Here is a 19,037-nt window from a genome sequence, read left to right on the forward strand (position 1 = left end):
AAGGAGGAGGGAGGGTGGACGGTGAGGGGGGAAGGTAGGCGAGGGGAGGGAGCGGGGCGAGGGGGATGGGGGTGGCGGGCGGCGGGGTGGGCTCACGCTGGTGTGGGGGCATCGGAGGCGCGGGCGTTCCGCGGTGCCGGGGTACGGGCTTGTGGTGCGCGGGCGGCGGCGGGGGACGTGTCCGGGTCTTCCGCGTCGTCGCGGTCATCGCGCGCGTAGGGGTGGGCCAGGCACTTGTTGAGAGCCGCGCGGAACCACCGGTCCGCCAAGGCGGAGTTGAGCCACTGAGTGCCGCCCTGCCGGGTGGGGACGGTCCGGCCCTGCCAGGCGTTGTCACCGGCGTCGGCGATCAGCCGGCCGGCGAGAGGGCTGAGGATGTCGTGCACCTGGCGCTGCCAGCGGCTCCGGGACTCGGTCGGGTCCTCGGCCTGCCCGAGTTCCCTCAGCCAGTGGCGGTACGGGATCTCCAGGGCGCCGAAGCCCAGGTCGCGGGCGGTGGCCCGGGGGCCGTCCTCGGAGCTGCCCGTGGCGCGGGCGAGGTTTCCGGCCAGGTCGCCCAGGGCGATGACCGCCTTCTCGGCCTCGTCGGCGGCGGCTTCGGCCTGTCGGGCGTAGGAGCGATCCTGCTGGTGCAGGAGGACCACGGCCAGGTCCAGATGGTCGTCGGCGATGTCGTCCACCACGGACTGCTGGGTGCCGTAGACCGCGCCGACGATCCGCGTCCGGATGGGGAAGGTGCGGGGCAGCGCTCCCTCGGTGACCAGGTAGGAGATCCACTCCAGGACGCCGGGGCGGAGGAACTTGGCGGGCTCGCCGCTCCTGGTGGGCTCTCCCCGGCCCACGACCAGGGCGGCGATGCCCCGCCAGGCGGAGCGGCTCGGGTCGTGTTCGCGTGGGAGGTATACCAGCGGCTGGAGCAGCTTCTTCTCCTGGGCCTCGCTTCTGCGCCAGAGGCTCATCGGCTCGCGCTTGTGCATATTGCGGGACGGGAGGGGGTCGCCGTAACCGAGCACCACGCCGTACACCCCGTCCGCGTCATGGTGGAGGCGGAGGCGGCGGGACTGCCAGGTGTAGAGGTCGCGTACGCCGGTGGGGGGCCGTTCGGCGCCGCCGGGGCCGCAGGGATCGCGGCGCCAGGCCGGGGCGTCGGCGGCGGCGCCACCGTCGGCCACCGGATCCAGGTAGGGGGTGTCGGGTGCGACCAGGTTCAGCAGCAGCATCTCGCGCAGGTTCGCTCCCTCGGCGAAGACGCCGCCGAGGTTGCCCGCCCAGCCGACTCCGAGCGGATAGACCTTGCCGCCCTTCACCCGGTCGTCGCCGACCGCGCCGGTCTTGATGCCCGAGGTGTCGTAGGCGTGGGCGTGCACGGTCCAGCGGGCGGCCTCGGCGTAGGTGAGCCGATCGACGGCCGGCATCCGGGCGCTGAGGAACGGCTCGTTGTTCGGTACGTCGGCGACGATCCGGTTGAGGGAGAAGACGTCGTCAGCGGCGGTGCGCAGGCCGGTGGTCTGGAAGAAGGGGGTGTGGGGGTGGAGGAGGTCGAAACGGTGGCGGTGCCGGTCGAGATAGGCCTCCACGGGTGCGAAGCACGCGGGGTCGTCCCAGAGTTCGGCCCAGGCGTCGATGTCCGCCGGCCCGTCGAGGGCGTCATGGGCGACGGCGAGGAGGAGGCGCAGCAGGGCGAACTCCTGGGTCGGCAGGTCACCGACGATCCGCCGCAGGTCGGCGGCGTGGAGGAAGACCTCGTGAAGGGACAACTCGTCCTGGGAGCCGTCCTGTCGGAGGACGGGGATCCAGGGCTGGGTGATCAGGTCGAAGGTGGGGGCGGGGTCGGTGGTGGGGTTGGGAGCAGGGTCGGTGGTGAGGTCGGGGTGGGTGTCCACGACGTCCGGTGTCTGTTCAGGCACGGGTCACCTCCAGGCCGTCAGCAGGGCTGTACCTGAGATGGAAGCCTGCCAGGTGGGTCTGACAACGCTCGTCCAGCGGAAGAATCAGCTGGTCAGCGAGCCAGTGGTTGTCCTTGGCATGCCAGGCGGGGAGATAGAGCTGCTCCAGCTCGGCGATGGCGCGGTCCGCTGTCTCGGCGTAGCTGTACTCAGTCGGCAGGCGCAGCGCGCAACTCGCGGCGGTGCGGGCGGAGAAGGGGGGCGGTGCCTGGTCCTGGGACAGATGCAGGCCGGCCCGAACGCGGCCTCCGCTGTCGGCGGGCAGCCAGGGGAGGGTGGTGAGGCTACCGTCGGCATGCCGCTGGACGACGATGACCTCCAGGCTCTCGCGGCTGTCCCGGACCTGGGCCCGGCCGTTCGGGGTGTCGTCGGCGTCCCCGACGCCTGCCGTGAGCCAGCCGAACAGCGGTTTGCCGGCCTTTCCGGCCGTGTCGAGCCGGAAGACGGCGGCGCGTTCGGCTTGGTCGGCGCGGTGGTGCCGGTACGCCTCACGGGCCCGGTCCAGGGCCTCGGCCCAGTCGGCGGGGACGGGTGACTCGTCCGCGTACGCCTGCTGGACGAGGGGGCTGATGTCCTCGGGCAGCCGGACCCGGGCTCGGTTCAGGGACGGTCCGGCCAGGTGGGGCAGGAGTGCGGCGGCGGAGCGCAGCAGGGCGTACTCGCCGTAGACGGCGATCGATCCACGTACCGGAAGGGGCGCGTCGGCCCCCTTCCACTCGGCGTCGTTGAGCAGCCCGGTGAGGAGGCAGCGGGCGGTACGGAGGCGCTGCGGGCGTTGGCTCTGGCCGGCACCGCGCTGGTGGCGGTGGAGGCGGCCCATCCGTTGGAGCAGCAGATCGACCGGGCAGAGGTCGGTGGCCAGGAGGTCGAAGTCGATGTCGAGTGACTGCTCGGCGACCTGGCTGGCCACGACGATACGAGGGCCGGGTGGGCGGTCGGTGGTCTTTTCGGGCGGACCGAAGAGGTCGAGGAGCCCGGCGTCCTTGGCGGAGCGGTCGAGGTCGGTGAAGCGGGAGTGGGCGACGGTGACGCTCGCTTCACCGAAGTGGGCGCGCAGGGCCTGGGCGGTTTCCAGGACGCGCGGGACGGTGTTGCGTACGACGAGGGCGCAGCCGCCGTCGGCGAGCTCGGTGGCCAGGCGGTCGGTGAGCGTGCTCAGGTCGTCGCCGAGGTGTTCGAGCAGGACGGCTGTGGAGCGGGCGGAGGGCGCGGGGTCGCGGAGGAGGGGTGCTGCGCCACTGCCGGGGTTCACGGCGGTGAGCAGGGGATACGCGTCGGTCTGGCCGACTTCCTGGAAGGCGGGGCCGGTTGCGGCGGGGCCGTCTGCGCCGGCGTACGCCTGCACGAGCTCGCGGCGCCGGGCGGCGGGGAGCGTGGCGGAGAGCACGACGACCGGCACGCGGTAGGCACCGAGCCAGGAGAGCACCCGGTCGAGGTAGACGCTCATATAGGTGTCGTAGGCGTGCGCCTCGTCGATGACGACGACCTTGCCGGCGAGGGCGAGGTGCCGCAGGGCGAGGTGGCGGCTCTTCAGCGAGGCGAAGAGGAGCTGGTCGATGGTGCCTGCGACGAACGAGGCCAGCATCGCCTTCTTGCGGCCGCGCAACCAGGCGTGGGCGACGAGTTCGGGGGCGGCGCGGTCGCCTTGATGGGGGCGCGGACGGGGGTGTTGCGACCGGTCCTGATGCTGGTCGGCGTCCAGCTCGACGGCGGCGACGCTTCCGCTTCCGGGCATCAGGTCCGTGAACTGCTCGTTGAGGGCGGCCTTGGAGTGGGCGAGGTGAACGGAGTGGCGGGCTCCGTCCGGCAGGGGCAGCCGGTCGATCCAGTCCAGCAGACGGGGGAACATGGCGTTTCCGGTGGCCATGGTCGGCAGAGCGAAGAAGACTCCCCCGGCGCCGGAGCGGGCCGCGAAGATCTCCGTCACGGCGAGGGCTGCCTCGGTCTTGCCCTCGCCCATCGGCGCCTCGATCACCATCAGGCCCGGTACGGGCATGGTGCGGGCCAGTTCCACGGCCGCCTCCTGGACGGGGCGCGCCTTGGCACCCGGCGGCAGGTCGAAGCGGGATGCGATGAGCTGCTGGGCGTCGCCGAGAGGGTCGGTGGGCGCCCAGGGGGCGGGCAGGTCGAGGCCGCGCCAGGCTGCGGTGATGCGCTCCTCGTCGGTCCGCGGGACGTCCTCGGGGAAGTAGGGGAAGAGGTCGGGGTTGCTGGCGATCCAGTCGGAGACGATCACCAGCGCGGTGAGCAGGACTTGGACGGGCTGCGGAAGCTTGACGGTGCGCCACTCGGCCAGCCGGTCGCGTACGCCGTACTCGTCGGCGCAGGCGTCGAGCAGTTCGGCTTGGACGGTGTGCCACAGCCGGCGGCTGGGCCCGGGGGTACGGAGGAGTTCGTCGTGGCCGTCGAGGGCGTGGATATGGCCGTGCTCGGGCGGTACGCCGTGGTGGCCGCCCACGGCGACGGTGAACTGCCCGGTCTGACGGCCGGTCCAGCCGTGCTGCTGCTCCAACCACTCACCGAGCAGTACCTGTCCGGCCAGTCCGTGGGGCGCGAGTCGGCGGTCGGCGCCCATGGCCTTGTGGGAACGCATGTGGAGGCCGTGTCCGCGCATGCGGTCGGCGAGGTCGGTGAGCCCGTCGAGCTGGCAGGCGAAGGCGGGTGTCGCCTTGCCGATGTCATGGACGGCGGCCAGCCAGACGACCAGCCGCCGGGCGTCGGCCTCGCCGCGCGGGAGGACGGCGGCGATGAGGGCGCGGATTCTGGCAGGCAGCCACGTGTCCCAGAGCAGCCCGGCGACCGCGGCGCTGTCGGCCATGTGCCACCAGAGGGGCAGCCACCCGTCGGTCCTGCGGTCGTGCTTGGCCCACACTGCTGCGGCGGGCGCGCCGATGCGGCGGCGCAGGGTGGGGTGGGAGTGACCCTCTGTCGTCATGCCAGAGGAATATCGTCAAGTGGGTGTGCGGGTACGGCGTTTGGCGAAACTGGGGTGCTTGTCGGCTGTATCGATGCATGATCGCCCGTGGTGTGGCGTGACGGACGTATGCTGATCGCTTTACCTGGTGATCGGCCGGGCCGAGGAGGAGGGCGTGGGAGCTATGGGCGCTATGTCGCGATCGGCGAAAGTGCGAGGAATCTGGGCCCCGGTCGGGTAAACGCCCAGGTCGCGCAGCCTGCTTCCCGCACACGCGGGGATGGTCCCTGGTTCGACTACACGATCTGGGAGGTCTTCCACTGCTTCCCGCACATGCGGGGATGGTCCCGGGAGACCGTCCCACTTGGCCGTCGGAGCGTTCTGCTTCCCGCGCATGCGGGGATGGTCCCTTGGGGTCTTCGCCGAACATGTTGAAGCGCTGCTGCTTCCCGCGCATGCGGGGATGGTCCCGTCAAGGACCACGGTGCCACCGGCAACGGCACCTGCTTCCCGTGCATGCGGGGATGGTCCCTACCGCGGCGACTGGGCATGGCAGCGACTCAACTGCTTCCCGCGCATGCGGGGATGGTCCCCGCTTGCCCATCCCGATCGAAGAGGTCGTTCGCTGCTTCCCGCGCATGCGGGGATGGTCCCAGCAGGCGGGTGCGCTCCTGGGGGCGGGCCATCTGCTTCCCGCGCATGCGGGGATGGTCCCGGAGAGCGGGTCATCGACCTGTGCGCGGGAATCTGCTTCCCGCACACGCGGGGATGGCCCCATCGTCCGCAGCCGACGGAGGGCCTGTGCAGCCTGCTTCCCGCACACGCGGGGATGGCCCTCCTCACCCTCCTCGGGCCCGGCGCCGCCGGCACTGCTTCCCGCACACGCGGGGATGGCCCCCACCCCGGCGAGACCGACCACCCCGCCGAGGACTGCTTCCCGCGCACGCGGGGATGGCCCCTGGTCCAGCGCGTACCCGGAGCCAAGTGGGCCCTGCTTCCCGCGCACGCGGGGATAGTCCCGACAACCTGATGGCCCGGCACAAGCGGCGGTTCTGCTTCCCGCATGTGAGGGGCTGGTCCAGGCACCAGCTGGTGGCAGGGGACCAGCCTGGTGGGGGCAGTAGGGCGAACCTGCGCTACGGGATCCTCGACGGAGGGCACCTCAGAAGCCTCCGCCGCCGAAGTCGCCGCCTCCGCCGAAGTCGCCGCCGCCGAAGTCGCTGCCTCCGAAGGAGGAGGAGTCGAAGTCGGCGCCGGAGAAGTCGCCGCCCTCGAAGCCGGCGCCGCCGTAGTCCGCAGCGTAGGCGGGGGTGTGGAGCATCGAGCCGAGCATGGTGCCGACCAGGAGGCCGGGGAGCAGGCCGCCGCCGAAGTAGCCGCCGGCCCAGGGGCCGTAGGCGGGTCCGGCCTCCCAGTAGGGGCGTCGGCCGTCGGGGGTGTCCACGGTGCGGGCCATGGGGTCGCGGCCCTCGGCGAGGCGGGTGGCGTCGGCCTGGCAGACGGGGATCTCGCGGGTCTGGCCGCCGGGCGGTGACCATTCGACGTCGGTGGTGGACGGGCCGTGGCGTGGGTCGAAGAAGCACGGCGCCCGCCGCTCGGGAAGCGGGCGGCCCTCGCGGCGGGCGGCCAGGACGGCCAGGGAGAAGCGGCCGTCCTCCAGTGCCTCGGTCACCGCGCGGACGTCCCGGGGGTGCCGCGCCCGGTCCATCAGGGACTTGGCCTGGTCGTAGGAGTCGAGGGCATGCTCGTAGTCGGCCCGCATGGCGTCGTCGGCGGAGGCCGCGCCGGGGTGGAAGTCGAGGCGGTCGAGCTCTTCGCCGTAGGCGGTGATGTCCTCGTCCACGACGGTGCGGAGCTTGGCGAGGGCTTCCTGGTCCTCGCGCTCCTGGCGGCGGCGACGGCGGGTGGAGACGGTCAGCGCGGTGGCGCCGGCGGCCGCGGCGAGGGCGCCGATGGTGATCAGGCCGGCGACGGGGGCCCTGGGGCCGTTGTCCGGGACGCCGCTCCAGGTGCCGGGGGCGGAGCCGCGGGTTTGGGGCAGGGCCTGGTCGACGAAGTTGTTCAGCTCGGTGTTGGCGTCTGCGCCGGGGGTGCGGACGGAGTTCACCAGGTTGCGGACGGACTGCGTCGGCATCACGGCGCGGTCGGAGGCGGCGGCGAAGCGGTCGCCGAGCCGGACGGCGTAGAGGCCGGTGACTCCGGTCTGGGTGCGGAGATTGTTGAGCAGGCCGTCGGCTGGGAACTGGGCGCTCGCGGGGAGGACGGCGACGAAGAGGGGCTTGTCGGCCTTGGTGATCTTGTCGGCGAGGGCGTCGGCCTGGGCCTTGGAGAGCTGGTCGGCGGCGTCGGGGTGCACGTACACCGGGCTCTGTTTCAGCGCCCGGGCCACGTCGGACAGATCCGTGGCCTTGGCCCCCGCGCTGGGGGCCAGGGCCAGGATCAGCAGCAGCGTCAGCCCCGCCAAGGCCGACAGAAGGGTGAACGGCCTGGTCCTCATACCACCGACAGTACGCCCATGGGAGGTAAAGGGGGGATATGGGACCCGGGGAGAGAAACTGTAGAGGCCCACTTCTCGTCGGTCGGATCTTGGACGCAGGCCCTTACTCGGCGGGGTCTACGCCGGCGCGGAGGAGGCCGTAGGTGTAGGCGTCCTCCAGGGCCTGCCAGGACGCGGCGATGACGTTCTCGCCGACGCCGACCGTGGACCACTCGCCCTCGCCGTCCGTGGTGGCGATCAGCACGCGGGTGGTGGACTGGGTGCCGTGGCGGCCCTCCAGGATGCGGACCTTGTAGTCGACCAATTCGAGCTTGGCCAGCTGGGGGTAGATGCGTTCGAGGCCGGCGCGCATGGCCAGGTCCAGGGCGTTGACCGGGCCGTTTCCCTCGGCGGTGGCGACGATCCGCTCGCCCTTGGCCCAGAGCTTCACGGTGGCCTCGTTGGCGTGGGTGCCGTCGGGGCGGTCTTCGACGATGGCCCGCCAGGACTCGGTGCGGAAATAGCGGCGGGCGCGGCCCTCGGCCTCGGCGCGGAGCAGGAGCTCGAAGGAGGCGTCGGCGGCCTCGTAGGTGTAGCCGGCCAGCTCGCGTTCCTTGACCCGCTCGACCACCCGGCCGACCAGTTCGCGGTCGCCGTCCAGATCGATGCCGAGCTCCTTGCCCTTGAGCTCGATGGAGGCGCGACCGGCCATGTCGGAGACCAGCATCCGCATGGTGTTGCCGACCTGCTCGGGGTCGATGTGCTGGTAGAGGTCCGGGTCCACCTTGATCGCGGAGGCGTGCAGCCCGGCCTTGTGGGCGAAGGCGGAGAGGCCGACGTAGGGCTGGTGGGTGGACGGGGAGAGGTTGACGACCTCGGCGATGGCGTGGGAGATCCGGGTCATCTCGGCCAGGGCCCCGTCGGGCAGGACGCGCTTGCCGTACTTCAGCTCCAGGGCGGCGACGACCGGGAAGAGGTTGGCGTTGCCGACCCGCTCGCCGTAGCCGTTGGCGGTGCACTGGACGTGGGTGGCGCCGGCGTCCACGGCGGCCAGGGTGTTGGCGACCGCGCAGCCGGTGTCGTCCTGGGCGTGGATGCCCAGCCGCGCCCCGGTGTCGGCGAGCACGGTGGCGACCACGGCCTGGATCTGGGCCGGGAGCATGCCGCCGTTGGTGTCGCAGAGGACGACGACCTCCGCCCCGGCCTCGGCGGCGGCGCGGACGACGGCCTTGGCGTATCCGGGGTTGGCCCGGTAGCCGTCGAAGAAGTGCTCGCAGTCCACGAAGACCCTGCGCCCCTGTTCGACCAGGTACGAGACGGTGTCGCGGACCATCGCGGTGTTCTCGTCCAGGGTGGTGCGCAGGGCCAGCTCGACATGCCGGTCATGGGACTTGGCGACCAGGGTGATGACCGGGGCGCCGGACGCGAGAAGGGCCCTGACCTGGGGGTCCTCGGCGGCGGTGGTGCCCGCGCGGCGGGTGGCGCCGAAGGCGACGAGCTGGGCGTTCCTGAACCGGATCTCCTGCTGGGCGCGGGCGAAGAACTCGGTGTCCCGGGGGTTGGCACCGGGCCAGCCGCCCTCCACGAAGCCGACGCCGAACTCGTCCAGATGGCGGGCGATGGTCAGCTTGTCGGCGACGGTGAGGTTGATGCCCTCGCGCTGAGCGCCGTCGCGCAGGGTGGTGTCGAAGATGTGGAAGTCGTCGTGGGGGCGGGGGGAGGAGGAAAGGGGGGTGCTGGGGTCTGGGGTCATGGCGGTGTGGGCTCCAGGGGAAGTGGCTCCGGGGGTTCCGGGCCGGCGCGGGTGTCGGCTGGGTGACGGCTGGGGTGTCGTCGGTACGGCCACCGGCACCGGAAGGGCGGGCTCCACCTGCCCCCATTCTCGCGCGCTGACGTCCTCCGGCGGGGTTGGGGCCGGAAAACGAAAAGACCCCTCGCGGATGCGAGAGGTCTGCGCGCGGGTCTGGGACACGGTGTCCACTGCCGCGGGGGTTTCCGCGGGGTTCAGTGGTCACGGCGGACCGGCGCGCTGCTGCCCATAATCACGGCGGTAGCAAGCACGCGGGTAGTTTGCCACAGGGCGGGTGGGGGGTGGACATCGGTCTCAGGATGCGGGCAGACCGGGGAGAGGGGTGGGGAGGAGGGTGTCGTCGATGAACTCGTGTACGTGGGTGAGGACGGTCTCCCGTCCGGCGCCGGGGATGCCGACGGCGACGTGCACACTAAAGCCGTCCAGCAGGGCGCGCAGCCGGGCGGCGATGCGGTCGGGGTCGACCCGGCGCAGTTCGCCGCGCGATATGCCCTCGGCGAGCAGGGCGACCAGGTCGCGGTGCCAGGCCCGCTCGATGGCCGCCTGCCGGGCGCGGGCGTCCGCGTCGGCGTACTGGGAGCGGTTCCAGACCTCCAGCCAGAGCGTCCAGTGCGGGTCGCGCGGGCCCTCGGGCACGTACAGGTCCACGTACGCCAGCAGCCGTTCCCGTACCGGCAGCGTCCCCCGGGACAGCAGGGCGCTGCGTTCGGCGCCGAGCCGGCCCTCGCTCCACTCCAGGGTCTGGAGCAGCAGCTCGTCCTTGGTGCGGAAGTAGTAGAGGAGGTGGCCGCTGCTCATGCCGACCTCGCGGCCGAGACCCGCCATGGTGAGCCCGTCGAGGCCGTGCTCGGCGATCATCGCCATGGCGGCGGCGAGGAGCGCCTCACGGGGCGGGGCGCTGTTGCGCCGCCGGGCGGCGGGGGTCATACGGCGGCCGTCCTTCGGAGGGAGACGGGGGAAGCGGGAGATACGGGGGCGGGGGTGGTCATTCGTACGTTGTACCCGATGTGCGGGGGCGGCCTGAGGCTGGGCGGGCCGCCCCCGGAGACAGGGGCGGTCAGACGGCCGGCTGCTGCTGGGTGATGCAGTGGATGCCGCCTCCACCGGCGAAGATGGCGCGGGCGTCGACCAGGACGACCTCGCGGTCCGGGAAGAGCCGGCGGAAGGTCGCGGCGGCCTCCTCGTCGCGCGGGTCGTCGAAGGCGCAGAGGATCACGGCGCCGTCGCAGAGGTAGTGGTTGATGTAGGAGTAGTCGACCCACTCGCCGTCCTCCTCCAGGACGGTGGGGGCGGGGATCTCGACGACCTCCAGCGGGCGGCCCTTGGCGTCGGTCTGGCGGCGCAGCAGTTCGACGTTGGACCGGCACAGCTCGTGGTCGGGGTGGCGCGGGTCGGGCTGGGTGTGGACGACGACGGTGCCGGGGCGGGCGAAGGCGGCGACGATGTCGACATGGCCGCGGGTGCCGTACACCCCGTAGTCGCCGGTCAGGCCGCGCGGCAGCCAGATCGCCTTGGTGGTGCCGAGCTTGGCGTGGATCTCCGCCTCGACCTGCTCGCGGGTCCACCGGGGGTTGCGCTCGGGGCCGAGCTGGACGGTGTCGGTGAGCAGTACGGTGCCCTCGCCGTCCACATGGATGGCGCCGCCCTCGTTGACCAGGTCGCTGGCGTGTACGGGGACCCCGGCGAGGTCCGCGACCTGGCGGGCGATCTTGGAGTCGTGCTCCCAGCGGGCCCAGTCGGCGGCGCCCCAGCCGTTGAAGACCCAGTCCACGGCGGCGAGCCGGTTGCCGTCGGTGACGAAGGTGGGGCCGATGTCCCGCATCCAGGCGTCGTCCAGGTCGCGTTCGACCAGGTCGACGTCCGGGCCGAGCAGGGCGCGGGCCTCGTCGGCCTGTCCGGGGCCGTGCACCACGGTGACCGGCTCGAAGCGGCGTACGGCGCGGGCGACGGCCGCCCAGGCCTCGCGGGCCTCACGCAGTTCGGCCTCGCTGGTGAACGTCGGGTTGGGGCCGGGCCAGGCCATCCAGGTGCGCTCGTGCGGGGCCCATTCGGCGGGCATGCGGAACATCGGGGGATTCCTTTGCGGCGGGGAGAAGCGGGGGGTCAGAGGAAGTAGAGGCGGTTGAGGGTGACGGACTCGGCCGGCTCGGAGCTGAGCGGGTCGCCGTCCAGGGTGACCAGGCCGCTGCGGGAGTCCACCTGGACGTCGCCGACCCGGGAGTTGAGCAGCAGGTCGCCGGGGCCGATGCCGCGGGTGCCGCGTACCGCGACCCGGCGGCGGCGGGTGGGCATCAGGTCGTTGCCGGCCTGGGCGGCGGCGCCGGAGACGAAGGCCACCGAGATGTCGGCGGCGGTCGCGCCGAACGCGCCGAACTGCGGGCCGAGGACCAGCGGTTCGCAGGTGTCGGTGGCCGCGTTGGGGTCGCCCACGACCCCGTACGCCGGGAAGCCGGACTTGAGGACGAGCTGCGGCTTGGCGCCGAAGAACTCGGGCCGCCACAGCACGATGTCGGCGAGCTTGCCGACCTCGACGGAGCCGATCTCGTGGGCGAGGCCGTGGGCGATCGCCGGGTTGATGGTCAGCTTGGCCATGTACCGCAGCACGCGGGCGTTGTCGTCGCCGTCCCCGTCGCCCTCCAGCGGGCCGAGCTCGGCCTTCATCTTCCCGGCCATGGCGAAGGTCCGGCGCACGGTCTCGCCGGCCCGTCCCATGCCCTGGGCGTCCGAGGAGGTGATGCCGATGGCGCCGAGGTCGTGCAGCACGTCCTCCGCGCCCATGGTCCCGGCCCGGATGCGGTCGCGGGCCATGGCGGCGTCGCCGGGCAGGTCGGTCTTCAGGTCGTGGACGGAGACGATCATCCCGTAGTGCTCGGCGACCGCGTCCCGCCCGAAGGGCAGGGTGGGGTTGGTGGAGGAGCCGATGACATTGGGGACGCCCGCCATCTTCAGGACGTTGGGTACGTGCCCGCCGCCGCAGCCCTCGATGTGGAAGGCGTGGATGGTGCGGCCCTCCAGCACCTTCAGGGTGTCCTCGACGGACAGGCACTCGTTCAGCCCGTCGCTGTGCAGGGCGACCTGGACGTCGTACTCCTCGGCGACCCGCAGCGCGGTGTCCAGGGCGCGGGTGTGGGCGCCCATGTCCTCGTGCACCTTGAAGCCGGAGGCGCCGCCCTCGGCCAGCGCCTCGATCAGCGGGGCGTCGTGCGAGGAGGAGCCGCGGCCCAGGAAGCCGATGTTGACCGGCCAGGCGTCGAAGGCGTTGAACGCGTGGCGCAGCGCCCATGGCGAGTTGACGCCAACCCCCCAGACAGGACCGAACTCCTGGCCGATGATGGTGGTGACGCCGGAGGCGAGGGAGGCTTCCATGATGCGCGGCGACAGCAGATGGACATGGGTGTCCACGGCGCCGGCGGTGGCGATCAGGCCCTCGCCGGAGACGATGGAGGTGCCGGTGCCGGTGACGACGTCCACCCCGTCGAGGGTGTCCGGGTTGCCGGCCCGGCCGATGGCGTGGATACGGCCCTCGCGGATGCCGATGGACACCTTGCGGATGCCCTGGACGGCGTCGATGAGCAGCACGTTGCTGATGACCACGTCGCAGGTGTCGCGGACGGCGGCGGCCTTGAGGTGCAGTCCGTCGCGGGCGGTCTTGCCGAAGCCGGCGAGGAACTCCTCCCCCGGCTTCTGCGCGTCGGACTCCACGCGCACGGTCAGCCCGGAGTCACCGAGCCTGACCCGGTCGCCGGTGCGCGGGCCGTGGACGGAGGCGTACTCGTAGGGGTCCATCAGTCCTTCTCCTCCGCTCCGGGGGCGTTGTCGTCTGCGTCGTGGGGGGTGGCGCCCAGGTAGCCGCAGGCGGCGGCCCGGCGCAGGGCCTCCGCCTTGGCGCCGGGGGCGTCCAGCGGGCCGTCGACCAGGCCGGCGAAGCCGATGGCGATCCGCTCGCCGCCGAGGGGGACGAGCCCCACCTCGGCCCGGCCGCCGGGGTCGAAGCGGAAGGAGGAGCCGGCGGGCACGGCGAGCCGCATGCCGTAGGCGGCGGCGCGGTCGAAGTCGAGGCGGGGGTTGGCCTCGAAGAAGTGGAAGTGCGAGGTGACGCTGACCGGGACGGCGGCGGTGTTCCGTACGGCGAGGGTGAGCGCGGGGGGCCGCTCCTCGTAGCCGGGGCCGGGGAGCAGGGCGCCGGGCGCGTCGGAGCCGCTGGGGTCGCCGGCGGCGCCGATGGGGTCGCTGACGACCGCGAGCCGGGAGCCGTCGTCGAAGACGGCCTCCACATGCACCTCGGTGACGATGTCGGCGACCCCCGGCAGGACGTCGTCGGGGCCGAGCACCGAGCGGGCCGCCTCGATCGCATCGGCCAGCCGGCGGCCGTCCCGGGCCGCCTCGCAGACGGTGTCCGCGATCAGGGCGGTCGCCTCGGGGACGTTCAGCCGCAGGCCGCGCGCCCGGCGGGCCCGGGCCAGCTCGGCCGCGCCGAAGATCAGCAGCCGGTCGCGCTCCGTGGGGGTCAGTCGCACGTCACCACACCTACCTGTTCCACGCCGTGCTGTTTGAGCACCACTCTAACCATAGGGCGAGGACGGTCAAGCTGCGGGCAGCGCTCGCGCCGGGCGGAGGAAAACCATCGAGAGGAAGAGCGGGAAACCATTGACGAGGCCGTGGCCGGTGGCCGACATTGAGCGTCGCTCTAACACAGCGAAGTCGCCTCAGCGGAGAACGAGACCCGGCAGGGAGGACGCCCATGTCCCCAGTCCTTGAACAGCGCGGCACCGACACCATCCCCGAGGCGGAACGGACCAGTGGGCCGCGCGATCTGATCGCCATCCTGCTGGGCTCCAACCTCTGCCTGGGGGTGATCGTCTTCGGCTGGCTGCCGGTCTCCTTCGGGCTCGGCCTGTGGCCCGCGGTGACCTCGGTGGTGGCCGGGACGGTGGTCGGGGTGGCGGTGACCGCACCGCTCGCGCTGGTCTCCCTGCGCACCGCCACCAACCTCTCCACCTCCAGCGGCGCGTTCTTCGGGGTGCGCGGCCGGCTGGTCGGCTCGGTGGTCGGGCTGCTGCTGTCCCTCGGCTACACCGCGCTGACCCTGTGGATCGGCGGCGATGTGATGGTGGGGACTCTCGCCCGGCTGGTCGGGCTGCCGGACGGCGGGGCGGCACACGGGGTGGTGTACGCGCTGCTCGCGGGGTGTACGGCGGTCGCCGCGGTGTACGGCTACCGGCTGCTGCTGCGGCTGAGCCGGGTGCTGGCCATCGGGATGACCCTGCTGCTCGCGGTGGGCCTGGCGGCCTACGCGGGCGACTTCACCGCGGCGCCGCCGCCGGACACCCCGTATCTGCTGGGCTCCTTCTGGCCGACCTGGACGCTGTCGGCGGTGGCGGCCGGGCTGAGCGGGCCGATCGCGTTCATCACCCTGCTCGGCGACTACACCCGCTATGTCTCACCCCTGCGGCACTCCCCGCGCACGGTGTGGCGGGCGACCTGCCTGGGGCTGCTGCTCGGGCTGCTGGTGCCGCAGCTGTTCGGTACGTTCACCGCGCTGGCCGCCCGGGCGGGCACCGACTACGCGGGGCCGCTGGTCGCCGCCTCCCCCACCTGGTACCTGGTGCCGCTGCTGCTGGCGGCGACCGCGGGCTCGGTGGGCAACGCGGGGCTGATGCTCTACTCGATGGGTCTCGACCTGGACGCGATCGTGCCCCGGGCCAGCCGTACCGGGGCCACCCTGGCCGTCGCGGTGGTCGCCACCGCCTTCGTCTTCGCCGGGCACTTCTCCTGGGACGCGCAGTCCGCGATGACCTCGTTCGTGCTGCTGCTCACCGCGCTGGGCGCGCCGTGGGCGGTGATCACCCTGATGGGGCACATCCGCTGCCGGGGCGTCTACGACCCGGAGGCGCTCCAGGTCTACAACCGGCGGGCCCGGGGCGGGCGCTACTGGTTCCGCGCGGGCTGGCACCCCCGGGCCACGGCGGCCTGGCTGGTGGGCGCGGCAGTGGGCCTGCTGGCCGTGGGCACTCCGCTGTACGAGGGGCCGCTGCTGGCCCTGACCGGCGGGGTGGACTGCAGTTTCGTGCTGTCGGGGCTGGTGGGCGGAGTGGTGTACGCGGTGCTGGCCCCGGGTGGGAGGGTTCCGGCGGGGCGGGCCTCCGACCCGGGCGCTGCTCAGCGCGGCACGCGGTAGGTCAGATGGGTCACCGAGTCCTCCGCTCGCGACTCCACCTGTTCGAGGTCGAGGGAGGGCACTCCGTCGAAGAGCCGGGTGCCGGCGCCGAGGGTGAACGGCACGATGTGCAGCCGCAGCTCGTCGACCAGGCCGGCGGCGAGGTACTGGTTGATGGTGGTCGCGCCCCCGTGGATGGAGACGTTCCGCTCTCCGGCCGCCTCGCGGGCCTGCCGCAGGGCGGAGTCGATGCCGTCGGTGACGAAGTGGAAGGTGGTGCCGCCCTCCATGGGCTGCGGCTCGCGCGGGTGGTGGGTGAGGACGAAGACCGGCGCGTGGTACGGCGGGTTCTCGCCCCACCAGCCCTTCCACGGCCGGTCCCACGCGCCGCGTACCGGCCCGAACATGTTGCGCCCCATGACGAAGGCGCCGACCTCCGTCAGCCGGTCGAGTTGCCGCTGCCGCTGCTCCGGGGTCTCGAACATCCAGGAGTGCAGCCGGTCGCCCCAGCCGTCACCCCCGTCGTCACCGAACGGGCGCTGCTCACTCTGGTGGAGCCCGGCGGCGTATCCGTCGACGGAGACGGAGAGGTCGCAGGTCACCCGGGCCGGATGCGTGGTCATCGCGTCGTCCTCCTGGTGGCGACTCGTCGTCGCCCTCGCGGTGGGTCGTCCGATGAATAGACCGCCGCGGGCCCGCGAACTCATCGCGCGGGCCCGGAGGACGGCAGGCGCCGGGTCGGGAGGACGGCGGGCAGCCGGGCCGCCGTCCGGGATATGGCGGCGGCCCGGCTGCCGGGTGCCGCTCAGGCCAGCTCGTGGGTCCAGCCGTGGACGTCCTCGGCGGCGCCGGTCTGGATGTCGAGCAGCGCCTTGCGCAGGGCCATGGTGACGGTGCCGGGGCCGCCGTCGCCCTGGGTCCACTCGCCGCCCTCGGACTTGACGTAGCCGACCGGGGTGATCACGGCGGCGGTGCCGCAGGCGAAGACCTCGGTGAGGGTGCCGTTCTCGCTGTCCCGGCGCCACTGCTCGGTGGAGATCCGGCCCTCCTCGGAGGTGTAACCGAGGTCCTTGGCGACGCTCAGCAGCGAGTCGCGGGTGATGCCGGCGAGCAGGGAGCCGGTCAGTTCGGGGGTGACGATCCTGTCCCCGTACACGAAGTACAGGTTCATCCCGCCCATCTCCTCGACCCACCGGTGCTCCAGGGCGTCGAGCCAGACGACCTGGTCGCAGCCCTTGGCGGCGGCCTCGGCCTGGGCGAGCAGGGAGGCGGCGTAGTTGCCGCCGGTCTTGGCGAAGCCCATGCCGCCGGGGACGGCGCGGACGTAGTTCTCGGAGAGCCAGACGGAGACCGGCTTGACGCCGCCGGGGAAGTACGGGCCGGCCGGCGAGGCGATCACCAGGAACAGGTACTCGTTGGCCGGCCGGACGCCCAGCCCGACCTCGGCCGCGATCATGAAGGGGCGCAGGTAGAGGGAGGACTCGCCGCCGTGCTCGGGCACCCACGCCTTGTCCTGCTGGACCAGCGCGTCACAGGCGGCGATGAAGGTCTCCACGGGCAGCTCGGGCATGGCGAGCCGGCGGGCGGAGAGCTGGAAGCGCTCGGCGTTGGCCTCGGGGCGGAAGGTGACGACCGAGCCGTCGGGGCGGCGGTAGGCCTTGAGGCCCTCGAAGATCTCCTGCGCGTAGTGCAGGGTCATGTTGGCCGGGTCGATGGACAACGGGGCGTACGGGGTGAGCTGGGCGTCGTGCCAGCCGCGGCCCTCGGTCCACCGGATGGTCACCATGTGGTCGGTGAAGTGGCGGCCGAAACCGGGGTTGGCCAGGATCGCCTCGCGCTCCGCGTCGGACAGCGGGTTCGAAGAGGGCTTGAGCTCGATCGTGGGCGTCGTCGTCATGAGTGCTTTCGTCCTTCACCGTTTGTGTGTGGCGGACCGCGCTCACGCCGCTGCACCTGCTAGGACGTCCGAGCTTTCCCGCATGCCGCGGCCCCGCGTTCGATTATCGCCCGGGGAGCGGTGTGCCGGAAAGGGCCCGGAGGGGCCCCGAGGCGGTCCGGGCCGGGGCCCGGACCGCCGCCGGAGGGGTGCAGGACGCTGGTGCGGTCCTGGTTCGATGGTGGCACCCGGGGGCCGCACAGGAGAAACCGCCGGGTGCTGGTGGGCGACCCGGCGGCTGGTGGGAGGTGTGTCAGCGGCGGGTCAGCTCGCTACGCGTACCGCCAGCGCGTCGCCGATCTCGTCGGTGGTGCGGGGCGCCGCGCCGTCGCGTTCGGCCAGGTCGGCGGCGACGGCGTCCTCGATGCGGACCGCCTCGGCGTCCAGGCCGAGGTGGCGCAGGAGCAGGGCGACGGAGAGGACCGTGGCGGTGGGGTCGGCCTTGCCCTGGCCCGCGATGTCGGGCGCGGAGCCGTGCACGGGCTCGAACATCGACGGGAAGTCACCCGTGGGGTTGATGTTGCCGGAGGCGGCCAGGCCGATGCCGCCGGTCACGGCGGCGGCGAGGTCGGTGAGGATGTCGCCGAAGAGGTTGTCGGTGACGATGACGTCGAAGCGCTCCGGCTGGGTGACGAAGAAGATCGTCGCGGCGTCGACGTGCAGGTAGTCGGTGGTGACCTCGGGGTACTCGCTGCCGACCCGGTCGAAGATGTTCTTCCACAGGTGGCCCGCGTACACCAGGACGTTGTTCTTGTGGACCAGGGTGAGCTTCTTGCGGGGGCGGGCCTGGGCGCGCTCGTAGGCGTCTCGGACCACCCGCTCGACCCCGTACGCCGTGTTGACGCTGACCTCGGTGGCGACCTCGGCGGGGGTGCCGGTGCGCAGCGAGCCGCCGTTGCCCGTGTAGGGGCCCTCGGTGCCCTCGCGGACCACCACGAAGTCGATGTCGGGGCGGCCCGCGAGCGGGGTGGCGGTGTTCGGGAAGAGCCGGGAGGGGCGCAGGTTGACGTAGTGGTCGAACGCGAAGCGCAGCTTCAGCAGCAGTCCGCGCTCCAGGATGCCGGCCGGGACGGTCGGGTCGCCGATGGCGCCGAGCAGGATGGCGTCGTGCGCCTTGAGGGACTCCAGCTCGCTGTCGGGGAGGGTCTCCCCGGTGCGGTGCCAGCGGCCTGCGCCGAGGTCGTACTCCTTGGTCTCCAGCTTCACATCCTGCGGGAGGACGGAGCTCAGGACCTTCAGGCCCTGGGCCACGACCTCCTGGCCGATGCCGTCACCGGGGACCACTGCGAGACTGATGCTGCGTGACATGCCGGCACCCTACTTCCCGTCCCATTGCCTGACACCGGCGTTCCACCATATGGACAGCGGAGCGTGCGGCAGGGGTCAGCGGGTGGGGCGGTGCCCGGTGTCGCCGCCGTTGTCGCGGCGGTCCAGGGCGCGCTGGAGCGCGGCGGCGGCGTTGCGGCGGTCGGCGTCGGTGGTGCGGGAGACGTGGCGGACCCGGCGGGCGGTGGGCTGTGCGGCCATGGTGATCGACTCCTTGGCTCCGTGGCGTGCCCGTGGACCGGGCAGGCCGTGCGAGGGGCCGGACCGGCGCGAGGAGAGCGCGGGTCGGCTGGTGAGGGCCGGAAGGCGGGGAGCGGGCCGCAGGGGTCACCTGCCGGGGCACAGCGCTCGACACCGCCGCCCGCTCGATGAAGCGGGGCGAAAGGATTCGGCTCACTCCACGCTAAGGGGAAGCGGAGCGCCTGTCTCCACGATTACTCGGACTTCCTACTATCTGAGACGGAGCCTGGGC

At 72.5% G+C, this 19,037-nt stretch carries 13 protein-coding genes and 1 CRISPR repeat array; of the genes, 1 reads left to right on the forward strand and 12 read right to left on the reverse strand.

What is annotated here, in order from left to right:
- Positions 1 to 92: 92 nt before the first annotated feature.
- The 8 genes from casA to ureA form a co-directional block, all read right to left on the reverse strand.
- Positions 93 to 1,907, reverse strand: a complete 1,815-nt coding sequence (gene casA, locus M1O15_RS18820) for a type I-E CRISPR-associated protein Cse1/CasA (protein ID WP_372499508.1) — start codon at positions 1,905 to 1,907, stop codon at positions 93 to 95.
- Positions 1,900 to 4,881 (reverse strand): CRISPR-associated helicase Cas3', encoded by a 2,982-nt coding sequence (gene cas3, locus M1O15_RS18825; RefSeq protein WP_248635112.1) that lies wholly within the window; start codon positions 4,879 to 4,881, stop codon positions 1,900 to 1,902. Before cas3 ends, casA begins: the two co-directional genes overlap by 8 nt.
- 238 nt (positions 4,882 to 5,119) lie before the next feature.
- Positions 5,120 to 5,880: a CRISPR direct-repeat array (repeat unit 29 nt; unit sequence CTGCTTCCCGCGCATGCGGGGATGGTCCC).
- Between the two features lie 142 nt (positions 5,881 to 6,022).
- Positions 6,023 to 7,357, reverse strand: a complete 1,335-nt coding sequence (locus tag M1O15_RS18830; RefSeq protein ID WP_248635113.1) for a hypothetical protein — start codon at positions 7,355 to 7,357, stop codon at positions 6,023 to 6,025.
- Positions 7,358 to 7,460: 103 nt separating this feature from the next.
- The gene (gene cimA / locus M1O15_RS18835; RefSeq protein WP_248635114.1) at positions 7,461 to 9,089 is read right to left on the reverse strand and encodes a citramalate synthase; all 1,629 of its coding nucleotides are present in this window, start codon (positions 9,087 to 9,089) and stop codon (positions 7,461 to 7,463) included.
- Positions 9,090 to 9,440: 351 nt separating this feature from the next.
- Positions 9,441 to 10,073, reverse strand: coding sequence for a TetR/AcrR family transcriptional regulator (locus tag M1O15_RS18840; RefSeq protein WP_248635115.1), 633 nt, complete (start codon positions 10,071 to 10,073; stop codon positions 9,441 to 9,443).
- Between the two features lie 130 nt (positions 10,074 to 10,203).
- A complete protein-coding gene (locus tag M1O15_RS18845) occupies positions 10,204 to 11,214 on the reverse strand; it encodes an agmatine deiminase family protein (protein WP_248635116.1) in 1,011 nt (336 codons plus the stop codon).
- Positions 11,215 to 11,249: 35 nt separating this feature from the next.
- Positions 11,250 to 13,001, reverse strand: a complete 1,752-nt coding sequence (locus tag M1O15_RS18850) for an urease subunit alpha (protein WP_372499513.1) — start codon at positions 12,999 to 13,001, stop codon at positions 11,250 to 11,252.
- Positions 12,932 to 13,663, reverse strand: a complete 732-nt coding sequence (gene ureA, locus M1O15_RS18855) for an urease subunit gamma (RefSeq protein WP_248635118.1) — start codon at positions 13,661 to 13,663, stop codon at positions 12,932 to 12,934. The genes M1O15_RS18850 and ureA overlap by 70 nt, the downstream gene beginning before the upstream one ends.
- A 224-nt stretch (positions 13,664 to 13,887) precedes the next feature.
- Between ureA and M1O15_RS18860 the strand changes: the two genes are divergently transcribed.
- Positions 13,888 to 15,324, forward strand: a complete 1,437-nt coding sequence (locus tag M1O15_RS18860; RefSeq protein WP_248635119.1) for a cytosine permease — start codon at positions 13,888 to 13,890, stop codon at positions 15,322 to 15,324.
- On the opposite strand, the gene M1O15_RS18865 is transcribed toward M1O15_RS18860, so the two are convergent.
- From M1O15_RS18865 to M1O15_RS18880, 4 genes are all read right to left on the reverse strand, one after another.
- A complete protein-coding gene (locus M1O15_RS18865; RefSeq protein ID WP_248635120.1) occupies positions 15,306 to 15,926 on the reverse strand; it encodes a dihydrofolate reductase family protein in 621 nt (206 codons plus the stop codon). The two genes, M1O15_RS18860 and M1O15_RS18865, sit on opposite strands and share 19 nt — an antisense overlap.
- 182 nt (positions 15,927 to 16,108) lie before the next feature.
- Entirely contained in the window at positions 16,109 to 17,200 is a 1,092-nt protein-coding gene (locus M1O15_RS18870; RefSeq protein WP_248635121.1) for a branched-chain amino acid aminotransferase, read from the reverse strand.
- A gap of 303 nt (positions 17,201 to 17,503) precedes the next feature.
- The gene (locus tag M1O15_RS18875) at positions 17,504 to 18,547 is read right to left on the reverse strand and encodes a 3-isopropylmalate dehydrogenase (protein WP_248635122.1); all 1,044 of its coding nucleotides are present in this window, start codon (positions 18,545 to 18,547) and stop codon (positions 17,504 to 17,506) included.
- 75 nt (positions 18,548 to 18,622) lie between these two features.
- Entirely contained in the window at positions 18,623 to 18,766 is a 144-nt protein-coding gene (locus M1O15_RS18880; protein WP_248635123.1) for a hypothetical protein, read from the reverse strand.
- Between the last annotated feature and the right edge of the window lie 271 nt (positions 18,767 to 19,037).

The sequence above is a fragment of the Streptomyces lichenis genome (assembly GCF_023218175.1).
Lineage (GTDB): Bacteria > Actinomycetota > Actinomycetes > Streptomycetales > Streptomycetaceae > Streptomyces > Streptomyces lichenis.